The organism is Streptomyces sp. LHD-70 (genome assembly GCF_031157275.1).
Classification (GTDB): domain Bacteria; phylum Actinomycetota; class Actinomycetes; order Streptomycetales; family Streptomycetaceae; genus Streptomyces.
Window position 1 is genome coordinate 196,146 of record NZ_JAVIFW010000009.1, and the last position, 21,258, is coordinate 217,403.

Consider the following 21,258-nt stretch of genomic DNA (forward strand, 5'->3'; position numbering starts at 1 on the left):
TCGGCGGTCCGCTCCCCGTTAATGGTTCGCCCCACCGGACCGCCCTGACCTAAACTCGCCCTTTCCCCCCGCCTCCCTCGCGGAGAGCTGCTGCCCGGACGGAAACCGGTCGGCGTTCCTCAGTGACGTATCTGCTCCGCCGGAGGCCGACCCCCGTGACCCCTGTATCCGCACCTGGAGACCCCCTCGCGCACGAGCGCGGCCATCTGACCGCGTCCCGTACCGCCCTGCGCGCGATGCGGGCCGACGTCGAGGCGCTCGACATCGCCGACGTGACCGCGAACTGGGTCAACGCGGCCGTCCTGCAGAGCCAGATCGACGACCGCATCAAGGCGCTCGCCGACCTCGCGCACACCCCGCTGTTCTTCGGCCGGCTCGACTTCCTGCACACAGTGGGCGCCGAGTCCGCCGGGTCCGCCGAGTACGCCGAGGGCGGCGAGGGGTCGAGCTTCTACATCGGGCGGCGGCACGTGCACGACGCCGACGGGGACCCGATGGTGATCGACTGGCGTGCGCCGGTCTCGCAGCCGTTCTACCGGGCCTCGAAGAAGGACCCGCTGGACGTGGCGCTGCGCCGCCGCTTCGGCTACACGGGCGGGGAGCTGACCGCGTACGAGGACGAGCACCTCTCCGATCCGGCGACCGTGACATTTTCCGGCTCCGCCGGGGGCGCGCAGGTCAGCGCGTTGCTGCAGCGGGAGATCGAGCGGCCGCGCGTCGGCCCGATGCGGGACATCGTCGCGACGATCCAGCCCGAGCAGGACGAGATCGTACGCAGCGGTCTCGGCGGCACGGTCTGTGTGCAGGGCGGGCCCGGCACGGGCAAGACGGCGGTGGGCCTGCACCGGGTCGCGTATCTGCTGTACGCGCACCGCGAGCGGCTCGCCCGCACCGGCACCCTCGTGATCGGCCCGAACGACTCCTTCCTGCACTACATCGAGCAAGTGCTGCCCGCGCTCGGCGAGTTGGAGGTCAAGCAGGCCACGGTCGCCGACCTCGTCGCGCACGTGGAGGTGCGGGGCGCGGACGAGGCGGGCGCGGCGCTCGTGAAGGGCGATGCGCGGATGGCCGAGGTGCTGCGGCGGGCGGTGCGCTCGCACATCAGCATGCCGACGGAAGCGTTGATGGTGGTGCGGGGTTCCCGGCGCTGGCGCGTACCGGCGTACGAACTGGAGGAGATCGTCCGGGAGTTGCTGGACCGCGACATCCGCTACGGCGCGGCCCGGGACGCGCTGCCGCAGCGCATCGCGCACTCCGTGCTCGTACGGATGGAGCAGGCGGGTGAGGCGCCGGACGACCGGGTGCAGGACGCGGTGGCGCGGAACGCGGCGGTGAAGGCGGCCGTGAAGGCGGTGTGGCCGCCGGTGGACCCGGCGAAGCTGGTCCTTCGACTGCTCTCAGACGCCGGGTTCCTGGCCGAGCACGCGGACGGGGTGCTCGACGCGGACGAGCAGAAGGCGGTCCTGTGGGCGAAGCCCGCGCGCTCGGTGAGGTCCGCGAAGTGGTCGGCGGCGGACGCGGTGCTGATCGACGAGGCGCACGACCTGGTGGCGCGCACGCATTCGCTCGGGCATGTGGTCCTCGACGAGGCGCAGGACCTGTCCCCGATGCAGTACCGCGCGGTGGGCCGCCGCTGCACGACGGGTTCGGCGACCGTCCTCGGCGACCTGGCGCAGGGCACCACGCCCTGGGCTACGCGGAGTTGGGCCGAGGCGCTCGCGCATCTCGGCAAGGGCGACGCGGTGGTGGAGGAGCTGACGGCGGGCTTCCGTGTGCCGCGCGAGGTGATCGCGTACGCCTCGCGGCTGCTGCCGGACATCGCGCCGGGGCTCACGGCGGTGGAGTCGGTACGGGAGGCGCCGGGGTCGCTCGTGGTGCGGCGGGTTACGGACGACCCGGCGGGGGCGGTCGACCTGGCGGCAGCGGTCGTCCAGGCCTGCGTGGAGTCGCTCGCGCACGAGGGCTCGATCGGCCTGATCGCGGCGGACGCGCGGATCCCGGTCCTGGCGAAGGCCCTGGACGCGGCCGGGGTCCCGTATCTCGCCCCCGGCACGGAGACCACGTGGGATGCCCGCCTCACCCTGGTCCCGGCATCGCTCGCGAAGGGTCTCGAATACGACTACGTGGTCCTGGACGAGCCGTCCGCGGTGGTGGACGGGGAGCCCGACGAGCGCACGGGCCTGCGCCGGCTGTACGTGGCGCTGACCCGTGCGGTGTCGGGGCTCGTGGTGGTCCACGGGGCGGAACTGCCGGGGCAGTTGGGCCCGTAGGACCGCCTGTGGTGTCTGTCTGGTGTCCTACTTCCGCCAGAACAGGTGGTGGGTCATGCCGCTCGGGCTGGGCACGACCTCCAGGTGGTACCGGTCGAGGAGCTCGTCGGGGGACTCCCAGAGGCGGGCGCCGGAGCCGAGCTTGTGGGGCCAGACCGCCACGTGCAGGGTGTCGACGAGTCCGGCGTCCAGGAACAGCCGGATGGTGCTTGCCCCGCCGCCGAGCCGGACGTCCTTGCCGTCGGCGGCCTTGCGGGCCTTGTCGAGGACGGTCGCCGGGTCGTCGTCGACGAAGTGGAACGTGGTGTCGGAGAGCGTGAACGACGGGCGCAGGTGGTGGGTCATCACGAACACCGGGGTGTGGAACGGCGGTTCGTCGCCCCACCAGCCCTTCCAGTCCTCGTTCTCCCAGGGGCCGCGCTGGGGGCCGAACTTGTTGCGGCCCATGATCTCGGCGCCGATGTTGTGGGCGAAGTCCCGCGTGAAGTAGTCGTCGAGGCCGCGGGTGCCGCCGGGGTCGGTCCGATTCGGCCAGCTCGCCGTGGCACCGGCCCAGGAGACCATCGTCTGCGGGTCGGCGTGCCCGAACGGCCGCTCCAGACTCTGTCCTTCGCCGGCGCCGTATCCGTCGCTGGAGACGGTGAAGTTCTGGACCTTCAGGAGCTGTTCCACTTGATTCCCTCCGTGGGGGTCGGTGGTTGCCGTTGTGACAGTAGTGACTGTCGGCTGCCCCGGAACTCATCTCTCCCGGGCAAGGAAACAACCGCACTAGCCGTCCACCACCGCCCGCCACAGCGCGACCGCCTCCGCCGATACCCCCGCCCCCCAGCCCTCCGGCCGAGCCGCGCCCCCGATGTGGAAGGCGTCGATCCCCGTCGCCCGCAGCTGCGGAACATGGTCGAGCTCAAGGCCTCCGCCGACCAGGATCTGCTGCCGGTACCCGGGCTCCCCCACCCGCCCCGCCTCCGCGAGCAGCACCGGAAGCCCGTCGGCCACACCCCGCGCCGACCCCGCGGTCAGATACGTGTCGAGCCCCGGCAGGTCCGCGAGCTGCTTGCGCAGGGCGTCCCGGTCGGCGGCCCGGTCGATGGCCCGGTGGAACGTCCACCGCGCCCCGTCCAGCGCCCCCACGATCTCCTCGACGGCCCCGAGGTCGGGCCCGCCCGTCTCGTCGAGGAAGCCGAGCACGAACTCGTCCGCCCCCTCGGCCCGCAGCGCCCGCGCGTCCCGCACCAGCGCGGCCACGCCCTCGGCGCCGCCGGCGGCGAAGCCGTCCGAGGCGCGCAGCATGACGCGCAGCGAGATGTCGACGGCGGCGCGGATCTCGGCGAAGTCGGCGAGGCCCGGCGTGAGGCCGTCCGCCGCCATGTCCGTGACCAGCTCAAGGCGGTCCGCACCACCGGCCTGGGCGGCGACCGCGTCCCGGGCGTCGAGCGCGATCACCTCCAGGACTGCACGCTTGCTCATGGGGCCTCGTTTCCTCGCGCCGCAGATCCCGCTACAGAACCCGCTACAGGTCTAGTCCAATCTCAAGACTAATGGCTGTGGCCGTCCCCCGCCCCACTGTCCTTCCCGCCGTCCTTCCCGCCGTCCTTCCCGCCGTCCTTCCCGCCGTCCTTCCCGCCGTCCGGGTCGCTCTCCGTTCCATGGTCGTCGCCGTCGCCGGTCGGCGCACCCGCCCCGTCCGTCCGCACGGTGAAGTCCGCCGTACGCACCTTCCCGTCGTGCTTGAAGTCCAGGAACAGCCGGTACGTCCCCACGCTCGGCACCTCCGCCGTGAACGGGACGACCGGGCCGGGCCCGGACTCGCCCGGGTGCACATGCAGATACGCGAGGTCGCCGGAGCGCAGCGCGACGAGATGGCCGTACGCCTCCAGATAGGGCTCCAGGTCGGTGACCGGCTCGCCGTCCTTCGTGACCCGCAGCTTCAGCTCGCTCGCCCGCCCGGGGTCGAGGCGGCCGTCGAGCGTGACCTCGTACCCGCCCGGCAGCTCGGCCTTCGCGGCGGGCGCGGGGAGCGGCGCGGGCTCGTAACGGCCGGACACCGCGAGGTCCGCGCCGAGCGTGCGCCCCTCGCCGCCCTTCGGCTTGAAGTCGGCGAAGACCCGGTAGCCGCCGGCCTTCGGCAGGTCGACGGGGGTCGACCAGGTGCCGTCGGCGGCGCGCGCGGGATGCAGATGCCGGTACGTGTCCAGCTCGCGCGAGGCGACGATCAGGTGCAGCTCCTTGCCGTGCTCGCGGTCGTACGCGGTGACCTTGCGGCCGCTGCCGTCCTCGACGGTGAAGCTGAGCCGGGCCTTCCCACCGGCGGCAAGCCGCGGCGTCTCCAGGTCGAGGCTGTACCCGCCCTGCGAGACCTGGAGCCCGCCGGGCGGTTCCGAAGCGGCGGGCGAGCCGCTCTCCTCGTGGCTGCCGCTCTCCTCGTGAGCGCCGCGCTCCTCCGTCACTACCGGGTCGGCGGCACCGCCCACGGCGTAAGCGGTGCCGAACGTGACCCCGACCGCCGCGGCGAAGGCCGTGATCCTGGCTGCGGTGTTCATGACTCGCTCCCTGTGTCGTCCCAGGCTTCCGATACCTTCGAGAGTACCCCCGGGGGGTATCAAGTCAAGCGGGCGGGAAGTCTTGCGCCGATAACCCCCAGGGGGTATAGATTGAAACCGTTCACGGATACCCCCCTGGGGTACTCACGTACTCTCGTACTCTCGATGCGCACTCAAGGAAGGGCGGCAGCCATGACCACCATCACCACCGCTACGGAGGTAGAACTCGCCATCGGCGGCATGACCTGCGCCTCCTGCGCCGCGCGGATCGAGAAGAAGCTGAACCGCATGCCGGGCGTCGAGGCGAGCGTCAACTACGCCACCGAGAAGGCGAAGGTCAGCTACGGGGGCGACGTCGCGGTCACCGACCTGATCGCCACCGTCGAGGCCACCGGATACACCGCCCGGGAACCCGAGCCCGTACGGGCCGACGAACCCCAAGAGTCGGCCCAGAGCGACGAACTCCGGCCGCTGCGCCAGCGGTTGACCACCGCCGTCCTCCTCGCCGTCCCCGTGATCGCGATGGCGATGGTCCCGGCCCTGCAGATCGAGTACTGGCAGTGGCTGTCCCTGACGCTCGCGGCGCCCGTCGTGACGTACGCGGCCTGGCCCTTCCACAAGGCGGCCTGGACCAACGCCCGGCACGGCGCCGCCACCATGGACACGCTGATCTCGGTCGGCACGTCGGCGGCGTTCCTGTGGTCGCTGTGGGCGCTGTTCTTCGGTACGGCCGGGACGCCCGGCATGACGCACCCCTTCGAGCTGACCATCGCCCGCAGCGACGGCGCCGGGAACATCTACCTGGAGGCCGCGGCCGGCGTCACCGCGTTCATCCTCGCGGGCCGGTACTTCGAGGCCCGCTCCAAGCGGAAGGCGGGCGCGGCCCTCAAGGCGCTGCTGGAACTCGGCGCGAAGGAGGTCACGGTCCTGCGGGACGGCCGTGAAGTCCTGCTCCCCGTCGGCGAGTTGAAGGTCGGCGACCAGTTCCTGGTCCGTCCCGGCGAGAAGATCGCCACGGACGGAACGGTGGTCGAGGGCTCCTCCGCCGTGGACGCGTCCATGCTGACCGGCGAGTCCGTGCCGGTCGAGGTCGGCGTCGGGGACGGCGTCACCGGCGCCACGCTGAACGCCGGCGGCCGCCTGGTTGTCGAGGCCACCCGGATCGGCGCGGACACCCAACTCGCCCGCATGGCCAAGCTGGTCGAGGACGCGCAGAACGGCAAGGCGGCTGCCCAGCGCCTCGCCGACCGGATCTCCGCCGTCTTCGTCCCGGTCGTCATCGCCCTCGCCGTCGCCACCCTCGGCTTCTGGCTGGGCAACGGCGCGGGCCTCACCGCCGCCTTCACCGCGGCCGTCGCCGTACTGATCATCGCCTGCCCCTGCGCCCTCGGGCTCGCCACACCCACCGCGCTCATGGTCGGTACGGGCCGCGGCGCCCAGCTCGGCATCCTCATCAAGGGCCCGGAGGTCCTGGAGTCCACCCGCCGCGTCGACACGATCGTCCTCGACAAGACCGGCACGGTCACGACGGGCCGGATGACGCTGCTCGCCACGCACACCGCGACCGGCGCCACGGAAGCCGAAGTGCTGCGCCTGGCAGGCGCGTTGGAGCACGCGTCCGAGCACCCGATCGCGCAGGCCGTCGCGGCCGGTGCCGCTTCGCGCGTGGGCACCCTGCCCGCACCGGAGGACTTCGCGAACGTCGCGGGCCTCGGCGTCCAGGGCGTCGTCGAGGGCCACGCGGTGCTCGTGGGCCGCGAGCAGCTCTTGAAGGAATGGGCGATCGAGCTGCCCGTCGAGCTGGCCCGCGCCAAGGCGGAAGCGGAGGCAGCCGGTCGTACGGCGATCGCGGTGGCGTGGGACGGGGAGGCGCGGGCGGTCCTTGAGGTCGCCGACGCGGTGAAGGAGACCAGCCCGGAGGCGGTCCGCCGCCTGCGCGCGCTCGGCCTCACCCCCATCCTCCTGACCGGCGACAACCGTGCCGTCGCGGAGTCGGTGGCGGCGGAGGTAGGGGTGGACCGGGTCATCGCGGAGGTCCTCCCCCAGGACAAGGTCGACGTGGTCAAGAAGCTCCAGGCCGAAGGCCGGTCCGTGGCCATGGTCGGCGACGGCGTCAACGACGCGGCCGCCCTCGCCCAGGCCGACCTGGGCCTCGCGATGGGCACGGGCACGGACGCGGCGATCGAGGCGGGCGACCTGACGCTGGTACGCGGCGACCTGCGGTCGGCGGCGGACGCGATCCGCCTGTCCCGCCGCACCCTCGGCACGATCAAGTCCAACCTGTTCTGGGCGTTCGCGTACAACGTGGCGGCGCTGCCGCTCGCCGCGGCGGGCCTGCTCAACCCGATGATCGCGGGCGCGGCGATGGCCTTCTCGTCGGTCTTCGTGGTCGGCAACAGCTTGCGGCTGCGGCGGTTCAAGGCGGCGCGGTAGGCCGACAGCGGGGGGGCATGCGGCGAGGGCGGACACGAGCAGCAGCCCGTGCCCGCCCTCGTCGCGCGCCTTGTCGAAGGGCTGTTGCGTTTATTGCGATTACTGCGAATAATTCGAATAGGGCGGGATAGGGAGCAGAGAGACGAGGAAGGCGAGGAGGCGGGCACCCATGACGGCATCTGTAGTCGACAGGCATGAACCCCACGGCGCCGATGAGGCCGAGGCGGCGGCCCAGGCCTTGCGTCAGGTGAAGGAGTACCTGTCCGCACACGCAAGCGAGGACGTGGTCCGCGCACTCGTGGAGGGCGAACCGGACAGCGAGCTGCTCCTGCCCCGCGGGGCGGTGGAGCTCCTGGCCACCGTGCTGGCCCACATGTCCGCCGGGCGCACGGTCGCCGTCGTCCCAGCGCACGCGGAACTGACCACGCAGCAGGCCGCCGATCTGCTCAACGTGTCCCGGCCCTACTTGATCGGGCTGCTCGAATCCGGAGAGATCGAGTACCGGACGGTCGGGACACATCGCCGAATCAAGGCCGAGTCACTCCTTGACTACCGCCGCAGGGACGACCACACCCGCCGTGCCGCAGCAGATGAACTCACGTCCCTGAACCAAGAGATGGGACTCCTCTGAACCATGGCTCAAGTAGTGGTCTACGACGCCTGCGTGCTGTACCCGAGCACATTGCGGGACCTGCTCATCCGCATTGCGCAGAGCGGACTCGTACAGGCGAAGTGGTCCGACCGCATCCTGGACGAGGTGTTCGACAACCTCGCAGAGAACAGGCCAGACCTGGACCCCACCCGCTTATCCCGTACGCGCCAACTCATGATCCGGGCTGTCCGAGACAGCATGGTCGTCGGCTACGAACCCCTCATCGACGCACTGGAACTCCCCGACCCCGACGACCGGCACGTACTCGCCGCAGCCGTGAAATCGCGGGCTCACCAGATCGTCACGAGGAATCTGCACGACTTCCCGAACGCGGCCGTTGCCCCGTGGGGCGTGCAGCCTTGCCATCCCGACGACTTCGTCATGGAGCAGATCGAACTCGACCGGATCACAATCTCCGCTGCCGTGTACCAGATCGCCGACTCCTGGCGGAACCCTCCCGGTTCGGCGAGCAGCGTGCTGGACCGCCTCGAAAAGGACGGCCTCATCGAATCCGTCGCCGCTCTCCGCGCATAGAGGGCCAGGGTCCCCGAGGGCCGCTCTCGCGAAAGCCCGACGAGCGTCGCGGAGCGTGATTACGCTGGCACGGTGAGCCCCAAAAGCCGTGCGCACAGGAACCCTTCGGCGATGAGGATGGTGGGACGGCTCCTCGCACTGTTCCGCCAGGCCGCCGGACTGACCCAGGCGGAACTGGCGGAACGCCTGGTCATCGCCGAGGCCACGATCGCGTCGATCGAACAGGGGAGACGGCAGCTGCTGCCGGATCTGGCGGAGCGGCTGGATGAACTCCTCTACACGAAGGGGGCGTTGGCGGTCGCGGTGGAGAACATGCCGGAGATCGATCAGTTTCCACTGTGGGCCGAGAAGTACATCGAGCAGGAGCAGAAGGCGATTTCGCTGTGCAAGTACGACGCCTTGGTCGTCCCAGGTCTGCTCCAGACCTCGGACTACGCCTGTGCACTGCTGCAACAACGCGTTCCTGCGTACGACGAGGACGAGATCGCGACCAAGGCGGCAGGACGTACTGAACGCCAGGGGATCTTCCAGCGCAAGAACGCACCCACGGGGAGCTTCGTGGTCTGGGAGCCCGCCCTCCGTATGGCATTCGCCGAACCATGGGTGCGCACCGAGCAGTTGAAGCACCTGCGCATGATGGCGGATCTGCCCGGCGTGACGCTGCAAGTGCTGCCGCTGGACGCTGAGGAGAACGCGGGCGATGCAGGACCCTTCACGCTCCTGGAAACCCCGGACCACCAGCACCTTGCGTACATGGAAACCCAGCGTGGCAGCCAGTGGGTCTCTGATCCAGATGAGGTGTCCATCCTGGCGCGCAGGTATGCGATGCTGCGGTCACAGGCCTTGCCGCCCAAGGCAACCAAGGGCCTGCTGGACCACTTGCTGGGAGAGGCATGAGCACCGCACTGGACTGGTTCAAGTCGAGCTACAGCAGCAGCGAGGGCGGCGACTGCCTCGAAGTCGCCTACAACTGGCGGAAGTCCAGCTACAGCAGCAGTGAGGGCGGGGCCTGCCTCGAAATCGCCCCCCACCCCACCGCCATCCACATCCGCGACTCCAAGAACCCCGAGGGCCCGATGCTCACCGTGAGCCCCGGGGCGTGGGCGGCCTTCGCGGACCAGGCCGGCCGCGCCGCTCGGTGACCCGCCCCGTCGTCACGTACGACGAACTCCGCCAACTCGTGGATGGATACGAAGGGTTGGCGGATGAGCGCGGTCTCCTCGTGCGTGCCGACATCGCGGACTTGCAGATCAACGTCCGCGTGATCGACGGAACCCTGCTGCGCGGGCAGATCATGGTCGAGGCTGCCATCCAGATCCAGTCGCAGGACGAGTCGGCGGTCCCACTCGTGGGCTGCCGGGCACACCACCCCGACCTCGGTCTCTTCCGCTGAGGAAGGGCACCACGCCCCACCGCCCGCCTACGCCCGCATGGGCGTCCCCGTGTACGCGCACATCGACCCCGGGAGCGGCACACTTACCGTCCCCTCCGCGTCACGCCGCAGCACGTACCCATTCGGCGACACAGTCCCGCTCGGCGACTGGACCATCGACACGTCCAAGTTCCGCTCGCGCTGAGCGCCCGCCCCGCTACTGGCTCCGCTGCCCCAAAATGCAGAACTCGTTGCCCTCCGGGTCCGCGAGGACGACCCAGGACTGCTCGCCCTGGCCGACGTCCACGCGACGGGCGCCGTGAGCGATCAGGCGCTCCACCTCGGCGGCCTGGTTGTCGGGGCGGAAGTCGAGGTGCAGGCGGCTCTTGGCCTTCTTGGCCTCGTCGAGGCGGACGAAGTCGAGGCCGGGCGTGACGTCCTCGGCCGGGCGGATCTCGTACTCGTCGTCGTCGGAGTAGACCTTGACCCAGCCGAGGGCCTCCGCCCACCACCGGCCGAGCGCCGCCGGGTCCTCCGCGTGCACGATCACTTGTTCCCAGTTCAAGGTCATCCGGCGAGACTAGAACAACTTCAACTCCCCCGCGCCAACTCCCGCCAACTCGTACCGCGCCCCGGTCGCATGCCGCCCCGCTTACGTTCGTACGAGCACCTCAGGCGAGCCGGCGAACCGGGCCGGAGCGTCACTCCCGCCACCAACGCAGCCACTGCCCACAGTCTCAGCGCCGAGAATCCAAACCGTTTCTGATCAATGTGCGGACTACAGCGGGCGGAATTCGTGGACAGTCAGAGGGAATCGGGATGAGAGGAGGGAGGACGTCAGGTCGCCGCTCAGGACACCAGCGAGAAACTGAGTGCAGGAGACCTCATGGTGTTCCCATTGATCGCCACGTGCTTCATTGACCATCACTGTCCAGTCGGCTGGAGCCTGGCCCGGCCGTATGAGCCAGTAGAGGCACTCGCCGTTGTCCGTGGTGGCCCATGGGATGACGCGCGCACCCTCCTCTTCCAGCTGAGTTGGCTTCTCCTCGAACTCCCAGAGGCCATCCAGGGCTTCGCCCTGCTGTTCGTCCCATTCAATGAGATCGTAATTGTCGTTGGGGCAGCCGGGTTCCAAGAGGTACAGATAGTCGTCCCAGTTGCTTCCACCATAGGTGTGGACTAGTTCCTTGTAATCAGAGGGGAGTTGAACCCCAAGAGACTGCTCGGCGGAATGCCATTCCTTCACGCGGGGCTCGACGGGCGGCGGGATCAGCTCGACGAGGCGAGCGAGTGCGGTGTTCACGGCTCGCTACGTTGAGCGGGAAGCCAGTGAGAGGTCAAGGTCTCGCGTGGTGGCCTCGGCGGATGCCCTCGGGTGACCGGCCGCGAGTGGGTGGGCCTAGGCTCGACGCCTATGACCGACGACAGCAGCCTTCAGCAGCGCTGGTCCGCCGCTCTGCTCGCCGTGCGTGGCGAGGGCGGCGGGCCCGACCCCGCCCCGTACGCGGTGAACCTCGTCGAGCGGTGGGCCGAGCCGCAGCGGAAGTACCACACCGTGGAGCACCTCACCGCGGTCCTGGACCGTATCGACACCCTCGCCGCGCACGCCGAGGACGCGGACCTGGTCCGGCTCGCCGCCTGGTTCCACGACGCGGTGTACCTGCCGGAGCGGTCCGAGAACGAGGAGCGCTCCGCCCGGCTCGCCGAACGGGCCCTGTCCGAGGCCGGGTTGGGCCCGGACGCGACCGCCGAGGTGGCCCGGCTCGTGCGCCTCACCGTCACGCACGACCCCGTCGAAGGCGACCGCAACGGCGAGGCGCTGTGCGACGCGGACCTGGCCATCCTGGCCGCCGAGCCGGAGGCGTACGCCGCGTACGCGGCCGCCGTGCGCGAGGAGTACGCGTTCGTGCCGGACGAGGCGTTCCGCGACGGACGCGCGGCCGTCCTGCGCCAACTCCTCGACCTGCCAAGGCTGTTCCGCACCCCGCACGGCGCCGCCGAGTGGGAGGAGCGGGCCCGCCGGAATCTCGCTGTCGAGCTGGAGCTGCTCACGGCATGATCGGGGCATGACCCCTACCCCCGGCGCACCCTCGCTCGTCACCCTGCTCCCCGTGGCCCCGGCCGCCGCCGCCAACCTCGCCCTCGGCGGGACCGGCGGCTTCGACTGGATCGAGGGCGGGCCCGAGGGCGGCACCCGCATCGGCGCGAGCCTCGTCGCCAAGTCCGAGGGCGAGGGCACGTACGTACCGGGCTGGGGGATCTACGTCATCGCGCGCGCCGGCGACGGACGCGCGGTCGGCGCGATGGGCTTCCACAGCGCGCCCGTCGAGGGCCGCGTCGAGATCGGGTACGACGTGGTGACCGCCGCCCGCGGCCACGGTTACGCGACCGCCGCCCTGCGCGCCCTGACCGCCTGGGCCCTCACCCAGCCCGGCGTGACGGCGGTCTTCGCCCGCACCACACCGGACAACACGGCCTCCCGGCGCGTCCTCGAACGGGCCGGGTTCACGCTCACGGCACGGGGGCCTCAGGAGCTGACGTACGAGCGGGAGTGATGGGAGTCCGTACGGCAGTTCCGCACGGATTCCGGACGGGATTCTGTACGGGGATCCGTACAGGGATCCGTACAGGGATCCGTACAGGGATCCGTACAGGGATCCGTACGGGAATAGCGTGGCCTCCGGTCACTGTTCGCAACGGATATGCACGACCCCGTGACCGACACCGGTTCCCCCGCCCCCGCGCCCGCGCCCGCCCCCACCAGCGCCAAGAGCCCCAAGACCCGTATGCCGATCGCCGTGCATACGCTCGGCCTCGCCGTCTTCGCGCTCGGCACCAGCGAGTTCATGCTCTCCGGGCTGCTCCCGGAGATCGCCCGTGACATGGACGTGTCCATCCCCAGCGCGGGCCTGCTGATATCCGCGTTCGCGATCGGCATGGTCATCGGCGCCCCCGTGCTCGCCGCCGCCACGCTGCGGCTGCCCCGGCGCACCACCCTGATCTCCCTGATCACCGTGTTCGGCCTGGGCCAGGTCGCGGGCGCGCTCGCCCCCACGTACGAGATCCTCTTCGCCTCCCGGGTCGTGAGCGCCCTCGCCTGCGCCGGGTTCTGGGCGGTCGGTGCGGGTGTCGCCATCGCCATGGTGGACAAGGGCGCGCGGGCGCGCGCGATGGCCGTGATGATCGGCGGGCTCTCCATCGCCAACGTCCTCGGCGTGCCCGCGGGCGCCTTCCTCGGGGAGCACTTCGGCTGGCGCTCGGCGTTCTGGGCGGTGGGCGCGGCCTCCGCGATCGCGCTCGTCGGCGTCGCCACGCTCATCCCCCGTATCCCGGTGCCCGCCGAGAAGCCGCGACTGCGCCGCGAGGTACTGATCTACCGGGACCCGCAGGTGTGGGTGCAGATCGCGCTGATCACGCTCGCGGGCGGCGGTGTGTTCTGCGCGTTCAGCTATCTCGCGCCGCTGCTCACCGACGTGTCCGGGCTCGCGTCCAGCTGGGTGCCCACGGTGCTCGCGCTGTTCGGGCTCGGCGCGCTCGTCGGTACGACGATCGGCGGCCGGGTCGCCGACGCGCACCTCTTCGGCGTGCTGTTCAGCGGCATCGTCGCCTCGTCGGTCTTCCTGATCGTGCTCGGCCTGTTCGCGTCCGTCGCGGCCGTGGCGGTCGCGGTGGCCTTCCTCGTCGGCTTCTCGGCGTTCTACACGGCGCCGGCGCTCAACGCCCGGATGTTCAACGTCGCGGGCGCCGCCCCGACCCTCGCCGGCGCCACCGCCACGGCGGCCTTCAACCTGGGCAACACCAGTGGCCCCTGGCTCGGCGGCCTCGTCATCGACGCGGGCTTCGGCTATACGTCACCGGCGTGGGCCGGCGCGGGGATGACGCTCCTCGGCCTGGCCGCGGTGGTGCTTGCGCTGCGCCTCCAGAAGGGCCGTTCGGTGACCGTCGCGACGGGCGGCTCCGCCCCCACTGCCTCGGCCACTGCTTCCTCGACCACTGCTTCCTCAGCGGCCGTGGCTAGCGAGCGCTCCGCTTCCTGCGCCGCAGCCCCGCCTGCGTGAGCAGCCGTACGACCTCACGGCTGGACACCTCGACCGCACCGGCACGCACCGCGTCCGCGTACCGGTGCGCCGGTACGTCGTAGTGGTCCCGCTCGAAGGCGCGGCGCGGGCAGCCCACCTGCTCGGCGAAGGCGTGCAGCTCGTCGTACGACAGATCGCTGACCATGTGCGACCACATACGGCCGTGCCCCGGCCAGGTGGGCGGATCGATGTAGACCGTCACCGGGCGGACCTCACCCGCGCGTGCCGGCTCACCTGAGAACCGACGCGACGACTACTCCGGCCTTGCCGCGAACCGACGCGACGGCGGACCCAGCCACGTCGGCCGCCACGAGGTCGGCCAGGACAAGCCCTCGAGCCGGGCGCAGGTCCTGCGTCAGATGACTGGTGGGGTCCGGGTTCAGGACGTTCATGCGTCCATTGTGCGCCCGCCCGTCTCACCGGACCCGAACGTCCGGGAGGCCTGATCCCTGATCGGTCGCAACAGGAATCCGCTCCTGGCCGCCTGCTGGACGGACGTCATGCATTCCCGCCTCCGGTGCGCTCTGCAATGAACGGGCGGCGTGCGGGTGTAGCAGACGGAACGACAGCCGCTCGGGAATTAGAGAAGCGCCTGACGGCGATGACATAGCATTCCCCCCAACTTGTGAACACCTGATGACCAGGGGGCAACGGGGAAGTGAAGGTGCATGAAACCGAGTTGGCTCATTCAGGGTGCGGGATGCTGTGCGCAACGCCCTTGAACAGTCCGGACTTTTCGACTCTGACGGATCGCGAGCTCGAGGTCCTGCGACTCCTGGGTCGAGGCGGGTCGAATCGCCAGATGGCCCGCTGGCTCGGAATTACCGAAAGAACTACGAAAGCGCACATTTCGCGCATCATTGAGAAATTGAAAATAACCGGACGAATAGAGGCAATTTTCCTGGCGAACTACTACCACGACGCTCTGTGCACCAGCGCCGGGTGCACTTCAGGGCTCCCGAAAGGTCAATAGCTGCCCAAGAGATCCACTGGAAGAGTCGGACCAGCAGATTGATACCTCAACCGAATACGGAGCCCACTGACGAACAGAAAGCGACTCGCGATCGCCGCATCCACGCTCGGTGCCGTCATGTTCCTCGGCGCCGGCCCGGCGCTCGCGTACCAGACAGCGACACTGTCAGGCGTCGGCCAAGCCCGGGTCTACAACAACTTCGGGTCGGCGAACGACGTGTTCGTGGGCGCCTGGGACGATGTGCCGGACCAGAACCCCGTGTATGTCCGCTATTACCGATCGGCCAGCTCCTCCACCGAACGCACACTCTGGAACAAGCTGGGCGGCGGCACCGAGACCCGCTCTGGGACCGGCAGTTGGGTGACCAAGGCGAAGATCTGCGAATCCCAGCTCGCCCAGCCTGACGACTGCTCCGTGTTCGTCGCGATGGACCACTGACCCCGAGCGCGGACGGGATCACGCAATGGCACATCCCGTCCGCGCCGAGCCCCTCGCAACCGACCACCGCGAGAAGACGCGCTGAGGAAAGACACCCCCATGCACCGGCACCCGGTACTCGAACTCCACGACCTGCACTACTCCGTGGCCGGGCGAACGCTGCTCGATGGCATCGACCTGACCTTGTCCGCGGGTGAGTCGATGGCCGTTACAGGCCCGAGCGGGACGGGCAAGAGCACTCTGCTGAGTTGCATACTCAGGCTCATCCCTTACGACCTTGGCACAATCCGGGTCTCAGGGCAGGACCTCGCTGAGCTGAATTCAAGACAACTCTCCCGCCATCGCCGCGACACGATCGGCATGGTCTTCCAATTCGGCGAGCTGATGCCGGAGTTGACGCCGCTCGAGAATGTCGCCCTGGCGGCGCTGCTCGCCGGTGTGAAGCGGCGCGAGGCCTTCGGCCGCGCCCAGCTGTTGCTCGATGAGCTGGGCGTACCCGCCGAGAGGACTCCGACGGCGGAACTCTCCGGTGGCGAGCGCCAACGAGCTGCTGTGGCAAGGGCGTTGGTAAACCGGCCACACCTGCTGCTCGCCGACGAGCCCACCGGGTCGCTCGATACGCGTAACCGAGAGGCGGTGGCGGATCTGCTGTTCTCGTTGCCGGAACAGTGGGGGTGCGCCGTACTCGTGGTCACTCACGACGCATCGGTGGCCGCTCGCGCACACCATCGCGCCGCTCTGCACGAGGGCCGACTAGTAACCGAAGGCCGAGATACAGGCAGGGGCCGGCACGTGAGAAGACAAGAACCGGGCACCTCGACCGAAGACGTCATGTGGGGACCCAAGTGAGGAAGGACAGCTCTCTCACTCGTCAGCTGTTGCGGATGGGACAGGCATCCGGACGGGGTTCGGTCGACGGTCGCATCCGATTCACTGCCCTGACGGCCGCAACTGTTTCGGTCGCACTCACGCTTCTAGCCGTGGTCGCCGCTCATGCGACCTATACCGAACGAGCTGAGCGAGGGGCGAGCCGCACACCTGTCCAGCGGCTGGCATCGGGGCAGAACGTCAGGGACGCTCCGCTACTGCTGAAGAGCCATCTCGACGACGTGGGCGACCACCAGGCCGAGATCACATACGTGGAGCCGGTGACCGACGACGCACCCCTGCCGCCAGGCGTGGACCGCTGGCCCGCGCCCGGCGAAGCCCTATTGTCACCGGCACTCGTGGCAGACGGAGTCGGCGACCGCTACGGGCGCATCGTGGGCACGATCGCACCCGAGGGACTGGCTGGGCCGGAAGAGCGCTTTGCCTACGCACGACCCGCCCACGGCTGGCTCACTTACGAAAACGCCCTGATCGCAACAGGGTTCGGCGCGGAAGGCGCGGCCGGTCTGGGTGATATCGCCCAGGTCCGTCCCTTCTCCGTTTTCCTCAGCCTCCTGATCCCGATGCTGGTCTTGCCCGCAGGCGTGTTCGCCGTGGTGGCCGCTCGCCTGGGGGCAGCGGGACGCGACCGTCGCACTGCCCTGGTCGGCGCCTTGGGCGGAAGCCGCCGTCAACTCGCTCTCATGAGTGCGGGGGAAGGCGCGCCCGCGCTGCTGCTCGGCACCGTTCTCACCCTGCCGGTAGTGGCCGCCACCCTGGTCGCAGACCTCCGCGTCCCTTGGGTCGACTACGTCCTGTCCGCCGCCGACATGCGCGCCCACATCTGGCAGCTGGCAGGCGCGCTCATCGCCACTCCCCTGCTTCTCGCTGCACTCGTGGCCGTCATGCACCAGCCCTCCGGCCGCGTGGGCAGGTCTACTCGCCCGCGTGCACACAGCAGTCGACGCCTAGTGAAGTTCTCGGCCGCGCTGTGCCCCGTGTTCCTGGGCATCCTGAGCTGGTCCCCGTCCGCACTCGCCACGTACGGGCCGAGCCAGATGGTGGTCCTGCTGTCGCTACTCGGAACGGTGGGTGCCCTGGCCACCTTGCCCGCCGCCATCGCCCTACTGCTCTCCGCGGCCGGGCGGGCGGTCACCGCCTGGGGTCGACGCCGCGGGCGGGCGGGTGCGCTGCTGGCAGGACGCTGGACCCAGGGCCGCCCCGGCTATCTGTCCCGTCTGGTGGCCGGCGTAGTCATCGCCATCGGCCTGTTGAGTGTCGTGCAGGTCTATCCGAGCATGCACAGCGCCTCCGTACAGGGGGCGATCGCGCTGCGTGAGGAGTTCAGATACAGCGTCCTCACCCTGAGCGTGCCGAGAGGAGCGGTGTCTCAGGCCGGCAAGTGGGTGGACAGGCTGCCTCCCGATGCTGAGGCAGTCGTACTGGAGTCGACCCTGGGACTCGCGAACGGCGCGGGTGAGGTTCGCAGAGGACCGAATGGGGACATTCCGATCAATCAGGCTGTCACCGTACGTGGCAACTGCCCCGCCCTGCGAGGCCTCGGCCTCGACTGCCCCGCCGGCTCCCAGGCGCAGACCGCCCCGCTCTCCCGGTCAACCCCCGTCCTGCGCGCCCTCGTCCCGGCCTCGGTCACCACCGTGCGTGTCGAGACTGGCGGCACAACGGCGCAGCGGAATTCGACTCTGGTGGCATACGACCCGGGCGGCCAGGACCTGCCCGTGGGCACCCTGAAGCGGGATGCGCTCACCCTGCTGGGACCGGGCGCCCTGGTGGAAGGCGTGGGCCAGAGCTGGATCGGCGGCGCAAACCTGCTGTCGTCCCAGCTGCGCTGGGTGACCCTGCTGGGCACGGCAGGCGTGGCGCTCGTAGCGCTGGCAGCAGCGTTGAACTGCCTTGCCGAAGTGCTGCGTTTCGCCCGCTCCATCGCCCCGGTGTCCGTGGTGAGTGGCAGTCGCCGGGTATACGCGGCAGTGGCGGCGTGGACCTTGGCGGGGCCACTGGTCGTCGCAGCCCTGCTTGGTGCGGTCAGCGCAGTCTGGATCACTCTGCCTTACACCACAGCCCCACGGAACGGCAGCCTCCCATCGGAATTGCTGCTGTCGGTCGTCACGACGCTCGCCGTACTGGCCGTCACGGTTTCCTCCCTGGCAGCGGTCAGCGCCATAAGGGAGTCCAGACGCTGGCGCCCTCGTCAGGACTGAGAGCCAGGCCGCTGCGGAGTCCCACCCGCCGGATTCCGCGGCGGCTGCTCCGAAGGCCGCCACCCTGATCGATCAGCCGCGCGAAGTGAGGTCGGGCGCGAGAATCCCCTCACCCCGGGCTGATGGAGCGAGCCCCCACCTGACCGTCACCGGCTCACCGAACCGAGCGAGCCGACGGCCGCGACGACCACGCCCGCCTTGCCGCACACCCAGTGCGGGTCGGCGCCCAGCTCGGGCTCGACGTCAAGGGCGTGCGGCTCTCCCGTACCGCACACGACGCACAGCGGCCAGCGGCCGTACTTGTCCAGGAGCGCGTCCTGGACGTCCTGCGCTATCAGGCCCGCGACGAACTCCACGCCCTCCGGCCACTGCCCGACCCACCAGCGGCGGTGGGACACGGCGTCCTCGACGAGCGACACGACGTCGGCCTCGGCCACGTCGCCCGCCACGAGGTCGGCCAGGACGAGCGCGCGAGCCGCGTGCAGGGCCTGCTCCAGGTGACTGGTGGGGTCCGGGTCCGGGGCGTTCATGCGTCCATTGTGGACCCTCCGCCCCAACGGAAGTCGAGCCGTTTCCGGGGGACGGCTCCCGCTACTGCGGTCCTACTCCGGGCGCGGGGCGAAGATCCGGAACGTGTTGCCCTCGGGGTCCCGGAACACGGTCCAGCGGACCCCGTCCTGCTCGTTGTCGCTCACGCGCTCCGCACCCAGAGCCTCCACCCGGTCCGCCTGCTCCGCCCAGTCACTCCCGCCCCCGAGGTCGAGCATCAGGCGGTTGTCGCCGAGAGGGAGCTCTCCGGCCGGCCGGTGGAACATCCAGGTCGGCCCGTCACCCTCGAACCCGATCGTCGCGAACGCCGCCGTCGCCCCCGCGTCGACCGGCCGGATCAGCACACCGGCCCAGAACTCCGCCAGCGCGGCGGCGTCCCGGCAGTCGAACGAGTACATGCCCACCTTCATGCTGTTCCGCGTTCCCATGGCCCTATGCCTCGATCCGCTCAAGCAGCCGGACGGTGACCTCGTCGCCCTCCTCCTTGCCGATTGCCTTCCGAACCTCAGCCTTGACCGGGAGCTTGTGCCGGCCGTCGCCGAGCGCCATGAAGGAACTGCGGAACGGGTGCCCGTCGACGGTGCCACGGACCTTGACCAGCCCACGCGTACCGAAGAACTCGGCCGACTCGGGCCAGACGACATAGGTCCAGCCGCCCTGCTCGGGGCTCTTCTCCAGGGTCGCGGTGAATTCCTTGTCGATCATGACTACTGCCCTTCGATCACCAGCCCCCAGGAATGAACAGTTCCTCAGTTCGGTGGACCGCCGGAACGGCCGAAACTCATCGCAGCCAGGCAAATCACCCACGCAAAACCGCCGCTCACCACGGCCGGAGAAGGTTCGTCAAGTGACCCCACTCCGATGAGTGATCTTCCCCAACTTGGCTTCCGGTACTGCCAGTTGGTCCGTTTACGCTCCACTCGAACGCGCTTGCCCCACCCGCGCTCACCCTTCGCACACCACCGAACGGAACCGCATGGTCACCTCCTCCCACGAGGCAATGCACCGGATCTTCCAACACGATCCCGGGCTCTTCAGCCGCGTCTCCCATTTCCTGGGGGCCGACATCCCCAGACCCGTCGGAGCGACCGCCCTCCCCACCGACCTCACCGAGGACAGCCCGGTCGAGCGCCGCGTCGACACCCTGCTCCGGTTCGACACCGCCGACCAGGGCCCCTTCCTGCTCGCCGTGGAGGCACAGGGCAAGAAGGACCCGGCGAAGCCTTCGAGCTGGGCGTACTACGCGGCGTATCTGTGGACGAAGTACCGCCTGCCCATCGCCCTCCTGGTCGTCTGCCAGGACCTGCGCACCGCGAAGTGGGCCCGCGAGCCGATGACCTGCGGCCCGGCGCAGGTACCCACCCTGACCCTGCAGCCACTTGTCGCCGGGCCGCACAACATGCCGCAGATCACCGACCCGGACGAGGCCCGCGCGGACCTGGTCCTGGCAAGCCTGGCGGCGATTGCGCACGCCGCGGATCCGGGGGTCGATGCGATACTGAAGGCGCTGTCCGCAGCGCTGAAGGACGCCCCCGAGGACATCGCGAACCCGATCGTCGACTTCACCGCCCAGGGCCTGGGCAACCGCCCGGCCAAGCACACCTGGAGGAACTTGGTGACCGTGGAGCTCTCTTTCTACACGTCGTACCTCGCTGAGGAGCTCAGAGACGAAGGTGAGGACAGGGGCGTGGGCAAGTCTGTGCTGCGCATCCTTGCCCGCCGTGGACTCGACGTCCCCAGCGACGTACGTGAACGCATCACCACCTGCCACGACGGAGACCAGCTCAACGAGTGGCTGGACCGCGCAGTCACTGCCCAGCAGGCCTCGGACATCTTCGAAGACGAGTGACCCGGCCGCCGACTCCGAGCCGCCCCTTCGGGAGCTACACGGAAGAACAGGTCCGCGAAGAAGGCCTCAGACTCGCTCACGCGAAAGGCCTCACCGGCTATCTCGCGGAGTGGTACGTCGAGAGCTTCCTCGAGGTGTGCGCGGAGGCGCATGCCGAGGGGTACGCCGAAGGGCACGCCGAGGCGTGCGCCGAAGGGTGCGCCGACGCACTGGAGGCGATCTTCCGAAGGCGTGGCCTCGACGTACCCGACGGTCTGCGAGAACGCGTCATGAGCTGCCGTGACGACGAGATGCTGGGCGAGTGGATCTCCCGGTCCCTCACCGTCGAGAGCGCCTCGGACATCTTCGACGGCGGCGCCCAGCCGTAACCGCGCTCGGGCGACACCGCGGGCCGGGCCCTTCCGGAGGGGCCCGGCCCGCTGACGTACGGGCAGAAAGTCCCGCTCCTCAGCGTGACGTACGACTCTTGACCCGCACCCG

26 protein-coding genes are annotated in these 21,258 nt (G+C 69.7%); 16 read left to right on the plus strand and 10 right to left on the minus strand.

Annotated elements, in window-relative coordinates:
* Positions 1 to 155: 155 nt before the first annotated feature.
* Positions 156 to 2,270 carry a UvrD-helicase domain-containing protein gene (locus RCO28_RS19640; protein ID WP_308942455.1) on the plus strand — a complete coding sequence of 705 codons (2,115 nt, stop codon included), beginning with the start codon at positions 156 to 158 and terminating at the stop codon, positions 2,268 to 2,270.
* 27 nt (positions 2,271 to 2,297) lie between these two features.
* Here RCO28_RS19640 and RCO28_RS19645 read toward each other — a convergent pair whose 3' ends face one another.
* From RCO28_RS19645 to RCO28_RS19655, 3 genes are all read right to left on the minus strand, one after another.
* The gene (locus RCO28_RS19645) at positions 2,298 to 2,942 is read right to left on the minus strand and encodes a dihydrofolate reductase family protein (protein WP_308942456.1); all 645 of its coding nucleotides are present in this window, start codon (positions 2,940 to 2,942) and stop codon (positions 2,298 to 2,300) included.
* 96 nt (positions 2,943 to 3,038) lie between these two features.
* The gene (locus RCO28_RS19650; RefSeq protein WP_308942457.1) at positions 3,039 to 3,737 is read right to left on the minus strand and encodes a copper homeostasis protein CutC; all 699 of its coding nucleotides are present in this window, start codon (positions 3,735 to 3,737) and stop codon (positions 3,039 to 3,041) included.
* Positions 3,738 to 3,805: 68 nt separating this feature from the next.
* On the minus strand, positions 3,806 to 4,810 hold the full coding sequence (locus RCO28_RS19655) for a hypothetical protein (RefSeq protein ID WP_308942458.1): 1,005 nt from the start codon (positions 4,808 to 4,810) through the stop codon (positions 3,806 to 3,808).
* Positions 4,811 to 5,002: 192 nt separating this feature from the next.
* On the opposite strand from RCO28_RS19655, the gene RCO28_RS19660 reads away from it, so the two are divergent.
* From RCO28_RS19660 to RCO28_RS19685, 6 genes are all read left to right on the plus strand, one after another.
* On the plus strand, positions 5,003 to 7,243 hold the full coding sequence (locus RCO28_RS19660; RefSeq protein WP_308942459.1) for a heavy metal translocating P-type ATPase: 2,241 nt from the start codon (positions 5,003 to 5,005) through the stop codon (positions 7,241 to 7,243).
* Between the two features lie 169 nt (positions 7,244 to 7,412).
* Positions 7,413 to 7,874: a helix-turn-helix domain-containing protein gene (locus RCO28_RS19665; RefSeq protein WP_308942460.1), complete on the plus strand. Its 462-nt coding sequence runs from the start codon at positions 7,413 to 7,415 to the stop codon at positions 7,872 to 7,874.
* Between the two features lie 3 nt (positions 7,875 to 7,877).
* Positions 7,878 to 8,429 carry a PIN domain-containing protein gene (locus tag RCO28_RS19670; RefSeq protein ID WP_308942461.1) on the plus strand — a complete coding sequence of 184 codons (552 nt, stop codon included), beginning with the start codon at positions 7,878 to 7,880 and terminating at the stop codon, positions 8,427 to 8,429.
* Positions 8,430 to 8,501: 72 nt separating this feature from the next.
* Positions 8,502 to 9,326 (plus strand): helix-turn-helix transcriptional regulator, encoded by an 825-nt coding sequence (locus tag RCO28_RS19675; RefSeq protein WP_308942462.1) that lies wholly within the window; start codon positions 8,502 to 8,504, stop codon positions 9,324 to 9,326.
* Complete coding sequence (locus tag RCO28_RS19680) at positions 9,323 to 9,571, plus strand: DUF397 domain-containing protein (protein WP_308942463.1); 249 nt, start codon at positions 9,323 to 9,325, stop codon at positions 9,569 to 9,571. The genes RCO28_RS19675 and RCO28_RS19680 overlap by 4 nt, the downstream gene beginning before the upstream one ends.
* Positions 9,568 to 9,822, plus strand: coding sequence for a hypothetical protein (locus RCO28_RS19685; protein WP_308942464.1), 255 nt, complete (start codon positions 9,568 to 9,570; stop codon positions 9,820 to 9,822). The genes RCO28_RS19680 and RCO28_RS19685 overlap by 4 nt, the downstream gene beginning before the upstream one ends.
* A 196-nt stretch (positions 9,823 to 10,018) precedes the next feature.
* On the opposite strand, the gene RCO28_RS19690 is transcribed toward RCO28_RS19685, so the two are convergent.
* Both RCO28_RS19690 and RCO28_RS19695 read right to left on the minus strand, forming a co-directional pair.
* Entirely contained in the window at positions 10,019 to 10,372 is a 354-nt protein-coding gene (locus RCO28_RS19690; protein ID WP_308942465.1) for a VOC family protein, read from the minus strand.
* 207 nt (positions 10,373 to 10,579) lie between these two features.
* On the minus strand, positions 10,580 to 11,104 hold the full coding sequence (locus RCO28_RS19695; protein ID WP_308942466.1) for an SMI1/KNR4 family protein: 525 nt from the start codon (positions 11,102 to 11,104) through the stop codon (positions 10,580 to 10,582).
* 111 nt (positions 11,105 to 11,215) lie between these two features.
* Between RCO28_RS19695 and RCO28_RS19700 the strand changes: the two genes are divergently transcribed.
* From RCO28_RS19700 to RCO28_RS19710, 3 genes are all read left to right on the plus strand, one after another.
* Complete coding sequence (locus RCO28_RS19700) at positions 11,216 to 11,860, plus strand: hypothetical protein (protein ID WP_308942467.1); 645 nt, start codon at positions 11,216 to 11,218, stop codon at positions 11,858 to 11,860.
* A gap of 7 nt (positions 11,861 to 11,867) precedes the next feature.
* Positions 11,868 to 12,356 (plus strand): GNAT family protein, encoded by a 489-nt coding sequence (locus RCO28_RS19705; protein ID WP_308942468.1) that lies wholly within the window; start codon positions 11,868 to 11,870, stop codon positions 12,354 to 12,356.
* A gap of 231 nt (positions 12,357 to 12,587) precedes the next feature.
* Complete coding sequence (locus RCO28_RS19710; protein WP_308942629.1) at positions 12,588 to 13,859, plus strand: Cmx/CmrA family chloramphenicol efflux MFS transporter; 1,272 nt, start codon at positions 12,588 to 12,590, stop codon at positions 13,857 to 13,859.
* Here RCO28_RS19710 and RCO28_RS19715 read toward each other — a convergent pair.
* Together RCO28_RS19715 and RCO28_RS19720 are read right to left on the minus strand one after the other, a co-directional pair.
* A complete protein-coding gene (locus RCO28_RS19715; RefSeq protein WP_308942469.1) occupies positions 13,816 to 14,082 on the minus strand; it encodes a DUF4031 domain-containing protein in 267 nt (88 codons plus the stop codon). The genes RCO28_RS19710 and RCO28_RS19715 overlap by 44 nt on opposite strands.
* 28 nt (positions 14,083 to 14,110) lie before the next feature.
* The gene (locus RCO28_RS19720; RefSeq protein ID WP_308942470.1) at positions 14,111 to 14,272 is read right to left on the minus strand and encodes a hypothetical protein; all 162 of its coding nucleotides are present in this window, start codon (positions 14,270 to 14,272) and stop codon (positions 14,111 to 14,113) included.
* Positions 14,273 to 14,580: 308 nt separating this feature from the next.
* Between RCO28_RS19720 and RCO28_RS19725 the strand changes: the two genes are divergently transcribed.
* The 4 genes from RCO28_RS19725 to RCO28_RS19740 all read left to right on the plus strand — a co-directional run bounded on the left by RCO28_RS19725 (position 14,581) and on the right by RCO28_RS19740 (position 18,380).
* The gene (locus tag RCO28_RS19725; protein ID WP_308942630.1) at positions 14,581 to 14,853 is read left to right on the plus strand and encodes a helix-turn-helix transcriptional regulator; all 273 of its coding nucleotides are present in this window, start codon (positions 14,581 to 14,583) and stop codon (positions 14,851 to 14,853) included.
* 117 nt (positions 14,854 to 14,970) lie between these two features.
* Positions 14,971 to 15,291: a hypothetical protein gene (locus RCO28_RS19730; RefSeq protein WP_308942471.1), complete on the plus strand. Its 321-nt coding sequence runs from the start codon at positions 14,971 to 14,973 to the stop codon at positions 15,289 to 15,291.
* Positions 15,292 to 15,390: 99 nt separating this feature from the next.
* Positions 15,391 to 16,140: an ABC transporter ATP-binding protein gene (locus RCO28_RS19735; RefSeq protein ID WP_308942472.1), complete on the plus strand. Its 750-nt coding sequence runs from the start codon at positions 15,391 to 15,393 to the stop codon at positions 16,138 to 16,140.
* 131 nt (positions 16,141 to 16,271) lie between these two features.
* Positions 16,272 to 18,380, plus strand: coding sequence for a hypothetical protein (locus RCO28_RS19740; RefSeq protein WP_308942473.1), 2,109 nt, complete (start codon positions 16,272 to 16,274; stop codon positions 18,378 to 18,380).
* A 146-nt stretch (positions 18,381 to 18,526) separates the two neighbouring features.
* Here the strand turns inward: RCO28_RS19740 and RCO28_RS19745 are convergent, their stop codons facing one another.
* From RCO28_RS19745 to RCO28_RS19755, 3 genes are all read right to left on the minus strand, one after another.
* A complete protein-coding gene (locus tag RCO28_RS19745) occupies positions 18,527 to 18,910 on the minus strand; it encodes a hypothetical protein (RefSeq protein ID WP_308942474.1) in 384 nt (127 codons plus the stop codon).
* A 72-nt stretch (positions 18,911 to 18,982) separates the two neighbouring features.
* Positions 18,983 to 19,357: a VOC family protein gene (locus RCO28_RS19750; protein ID WP_308942475.1), complete on the minus strand. Its 375-nt coding sequence runs from the start codon at positions 19,355 to 19,357 to the stop codon at positions 18,983 to 18,985.
* A gap of 4 nt (positions 19,358 to 19,361) precedes the next feature.
* Positions 19,362 to 19,634, minus strand: a complete 273-nt coding sequence (locus RCO28_RS19755) for a DUF1905 domain-containing protein (protein ID WP_308942476.1) — start codon at positions 19,632 to 19,634, stop codon at positions 19,362 to 19,364.
* 271 nt (positions 19,635 to 19,905) lie between these two features.
* On the opposite strand from RCO28_RS19755, the gene RCO28_RS19760 reads away from it, so the two are divergent.
* Both RCO28_RS19760 and RCO28_RS19765 read left to right on the plus strand, forming a co-directional pair.
* Positions 19,906 to 20,778 carry a hypothetical protein gene (locus RCO28_RS19760; protein WP_308942477.1) on the plus strand — a complete coding sequence of 291 codons (873 nt, stop codon included), beginning with the start codon at positions 19,906 to 19,908 and terminating at the stop codon, positions 20,776 to 20,778.
* Positions 20,775 to 21,146, plus strand: coding sequence for a hypothetical protein (locus RCO28_RS19765; protein ID WP_308942478.1), 372 nt, complete (start codon positions 20,775 to 20,777; stop codon positions 21,144 to 21,146). The genes RCO28_RS19760 and RCO28_RS19765 overlap by 4 nt, the downstream gene beginning before the upstream one ends.
* Positions 21,147 to 21,258 lie beyond the last annotated feature (112 nt).